The following is a 4452-nucleotide window of genomic DNA, read 5'->3' as shown; positions in this document are numbered from 1 at the left end:
ATGATCTGGAATATAATCCCCAGGCTTATGGCAGATTACATCTGGGTTATAAATTTAATGATAAGCACTATGTGTTTGCCACCTTGGCACCTTTTACTGTGAAGGCTGAAGGCACATTGGATAAGAATTTGATATTTGATGACACTTCATTTGCTGCTGGCGATAAGTTAACCTCGTATTATAATTTCAATTCCTGGCGCCTTACCTGGAGATATACTCTGGTGGATAAGAAAAACTGGCAGTTTGCTCTGGGTTTTACTGCTAAAATACGGGATGCCTATATTTCTGTGGAAAATTCTACTCGCAGAGAAGAATTCAGCAATGTAGGCTTTGTACCGATAATTCACTTTATGACAGATTATCAGTTAAATGATAAATTAGGAATTAACCTGACAGGTGATGCCTTGGCAGCACCGCAGGGTAGAGCAGAAGATGTGCGTTTTTCTGTTTATTACCGCTTGCAGGATAAGATAAAGCTCGATCTTGGTTACCGGATACTGGAAGGTGGAGCTGATAATGATAAGATTTATGGATTTGCTCTCTTCCATTATTTGTCGATGGGACTTAGCTATCAATTTTAAGGAGATTTAATGCAGCGAGAAGAATTTTTTAAAGATCATGATCCAGAAATATTAAAAGCAATAGAGGGAGGAATAGTTGGTATTGCCGGAGCTGGAGGATTAGGCAGTAATGCGGCAGTGGCACTTGCCCGGGCAGGAGTGGGAAAACTGATCATTGTGGATTTTGACCGGGTTTCTGCTTCAAACTTGAATAGACAGTATTACTTTGCTGAGCAGGTAGGTTCATATAAAGTGGAAGCATTGAAACAAAATTTAAAAAGAGTAAATCCCTGGTGTGAATATGAAATTTATATTAAGCGTCTTGATCCGGTGCTGATCCAGGAAATCTATGAAGATGTGGATATCCTGATAGAAGCATTTGATCAGGCAGAAGCAAAGCAGATGCTGATAGAAACCTGGGATGAATGTTTTGCTGATATACCCTTGATAGTAGGCTCAGGAATTGGTGGAATAGGTGGAAATAATAAATTAAGGCAAACTGCCAGCGGAAATCTGTATCTCATTGGAGATGGTGTGGCAGATGTGGAACAGGGCTTTAAACCTCTTGCTCCCAGGGTAACTGCAGTAGCCGGTATGCAGGCAAATCTTGCTCTGGAACTTTTGATTAGCAAATTCAATAAAATGAAATTAAATGACCTCAGGTAATAAATATGAATAATGCGTTTTATCTTAATGACCGACTGGAAGAATGGCATCCTGGAATGACAATTAAAGATCTGATTGATAAAAAGAATTTTATCTTCAAGATGCTGGTTGTAAAAATCGATAATAAACTGATAAAAAAAACTGATTATGACAAAACCTTAATTCCAGACAAGAGTAGCGTTCAGATACTGCACCTGATGAGTGGAGGTTAAAATCTATTGAACTGCATTTATAAATAAACGGCAAAATCCTCAATTGCAGAATGCAGTAATTTCTCCTTCCTTTTATTGAGTCGGGTAAATTTTATCATTTTGATAAAATTCTATTCATATCTATTATCAAAACAATCATTCCAGGAGAATCTCTCTCTAAATTAATTTTACCTACTACATTATATTTAAACGAGTTACATCACCTCCATTACATTTGGCATGAAATCTGCTTTATTGATATCAAAATACTCGGAGGGCTCTAATGATAAAAAATTATATTAAAATTGCATTTAGAAACCTGGTGCGGCACAAATCATTTAGTATTATCAATATTTTGGGATTAAGTATTGGAATGATCTGTTTCATCTTGATTGGTTTATGGATCATGGACGAATTTAGCGTTGACCGGCACAACGTAAATTATAACCAGATCTATCGTATCGGAACAGATTCCAAAATGGGAGAACAGGAAGGAACTGGAATTTCTACCGCCATACCTTTGGGACCTGCCCTAATGGCAGAAATTCCCGAAATTGAAAGCGCTGTCAGACTTAAAGGAGATTATGAAAATCTTGTCAGTTACAAAGAAACAAGTTTCCTGCTGGATAAGATATATTATACCGATGCGGAAATATTTGATGTCTTTACCATTCCTCTGATCAAAGGCAGTAATATTGACCTATTAACCAAACCCAAAACTATTGTGATAAATGAATCAACAGCAAATAAATTCTTCCAGAATGATGACCCGATCGGCAAGACTCTGAAATTCGACAATAAAACAGAATATGAAATTGTTGCTGTGGCCAAAGATATGCCCGTCAATTCTCACTGGAATTTCCAGGTACTGGCTTCATTCTGCTCACTTCGTAGTTATTCTGATACAAATTGGCTAAGCAATAATCTGATTACTTACATCAAAACTATTAAAGGCGTTGATGATGAAGCGCTATTAAAAAAGATCAATGACCTGTTCGTGCTCAAAGCAGACCCCATTCTCAAGCAGGTTATGGGAATAACTGTCAAAGAATGGGAGAAGACTGGTAATTATTATCATCTCCGCTTAACGCCACTTTCTCAAATTTACCTGTTCAGTCCTTCAGATGATGCTGTAGGGAAAAAAGGGGATATTCGTTATGTGTATCTGTTTTCCGCAATCGGTTTTTTCATTTTACTGGTTGCCTGCATAAACTTCATGAATATTACTACAGCACGATCTGCTGTAAGGGCAAAAGAAATTGGTATGCGCAAAGTTTTAGGTTCCAGCCGCGGACATTTGATTCGTCAATTCCTGATGGAATCCATAATAATCAGTATTTTCGCCATGATCATTGCCTTACTCGGCTCTAAGCTTCTGTTAAATCAATTCAATGATTTCACAGTTAAAGATCTGGCTTTGAATTTTATCGGTAGTTATTCTTATATTGCTTATTTCATGATAGCTGTCATTATCGGTCTGATTTCCGGTGGTTATTCTGCAATAGCTCTTTCTTCATACAAAGCAATAACCGTACTTAAAGGAAACCTCTTCCAAGGCAAACAAAAAACCGGGTTTAGAAATGCCCTGGTTTTATTCCAGTTCGCTATTTCGATCTTAGTGATACTTTGCACCATAATTTCACTCCAGCAGATGAAATTTATCAGCAATAAAAAACTGGGTTTTGCCAAAGAACAACTTTTGGTGATCGAAAGAGCACATATTCTCAAAGATCAGATCCCGGTATTTAAAGAAGAAATCCTCAAATCACCTGCCATAATTTCTGCCAGCGCAGCATTTAGCGTGCCAGGTTCATGTTCAGATGGCAGCATGTATAACAAAGATAATAACACTCCTGATGAATTGTATCATTTCTTCCGTTTATGCGGAGATTATGATTACCTGGAAACGATGGGAATCCCTCTGGTAGAAGGTAGAACATTTTTTAAAGATAGTGAAGCAGAAGAGCATTCAATCATCATTAATGAAACCGCAGTCAAGGAATTGGGCTATGAAAATCCCATCGGCAGAAAGCTGATAGATCCCGGCTCAAATGAAATCTTTACCATTATTGGCGTTGTAAAAGATTTCCATTACAATTCACTGCGCGATGAAATCTCTCCAATTATCATCTTTCATCCGTCAATCTGGTGGAAAGAATTTATGGTCATAAGGATACAACCTGAAAATGTTGCAGGAACTTTAGGTTTCATCAAGGAGAAATGGAGCGATTTAGCTGGTAATCAGCCCTTTGAATATTTCTTTATGGATACATATTTTGATAATTTACATAGGTCTGAACTAAGAGCTGGAAAGTTTTTCACAATTTTTGCAATTCTGGCTATCTTCCTTGCCTGTCTGGGACTTTTTGGCTTAGCAGCTTATACCACACAACAAAAAACAAAAGAAATCGGAGTAAGAAAAGTTCTCGGAGCATCAGTAAGCAGCATTGTTATAAATCTTATCAGGCAATTCACTAAATGGGTCATTTTGGCAAATATTATAGCCTGGCCACTTGGCTATTTCATCATGAAAAACTGGCTGCAAAACTTTGCCTACAGAATTGATCTGAACCCGAGTTACTTCATTTTATCAGGATTTATCACACTACTGATTGCAATCACGACAGTAAGCTATCTGACGATCAATGCAGCAAACAGAAATCCAATAAAATCACTAAAATACGAATAAAACAAAATACCTCACAAAGCCCTTGCGGATCGTCACAAGACCTCCGCAAGGTTTGCTGAAAAAAAAAGCACATATTCTGATTAATGTAGGCAGACATGGAATTTGACCTTTCTAAGACCTTGCGCATGGTCGATAGACCTCCGCAATGGTTGACCGTTATGAGTACGATATTTTAATTGCTAAATTGAATAATGCTATAGATTTATAAACTCTATCCTCTGACCAACCATTGTATATTGACATCATTGTATATTGACATCATGAAATTAGTATTAAGATATTGATAAGGAAAATGGAAGGGGTTAAGCTTGAACAACCATAGGGTATTAAAACCCGTTCGCAATGT

General features: G+C 37.3%; 4 protein-coding genes. All 4 read left to right on the top strand.

Features of this window, described 5'->3' with window-relative positions:
- On the top strand, positions 1 to 581 hold a 581-nt coding region (locus tag RAO94_04610; GenBank protein ID MDP8321617.1), incomplete at its 5' end, for a hypothetical protein.
- 9 nt (positions 582 to 590) lie between these two features.
- Positions 591 to 1226: a sulfur carrier protein ThiS adenylyltransferase ThiF gene (gene thiF / locus RAO94_04605; protein MDP8321616.1), complete on the top strand. Its 636-nt coding sequence runs from the start codon at positions 591 to 593 to the stop codon at positions 1224 to 1226.
- A 5-nt stretch (positions 1227 to 1231) separates the two neighbouring features.
- Positions 1232 to 1438, top strand: a complete 207-nt coding sequence (gene thiS / locus RAO94_04600; GenBank protein ID MDP8321615.1) for a sulfur carrier protein ThiS — start codon at positions 1232 to 1234, stop codon at positions 1436 to 1438.
- A gap of 262 nt (positions 1439 to 1700) precedes the next feature.
- A complete protein-coding gene (locus RAO94_04595) occupies positions 1701 to 4106 on the top strand; it encodes an ABC transporter permease (GenBank protein ID MDP8321614.1) in 2406 nt (801 codons plus the stop codon).
- Positions 4107 to 4452 lie beyond the last annotated feature (346 nt).

This window comes from Candidatus Stygibacter australis, assembly GCA_030765845.1.
In the GTDB taxonomy this organism is placed as follows: Bacteria; Cloacimonadota; Cloacimonadia; order Cloacimonadales; family TCS61; genus Stygibacter; species Stygibacter australis.
Note: the sequence above shows the minus strand (reverse complement) of the source record. Positions and strands in the feature narration are given on the sequence as shown.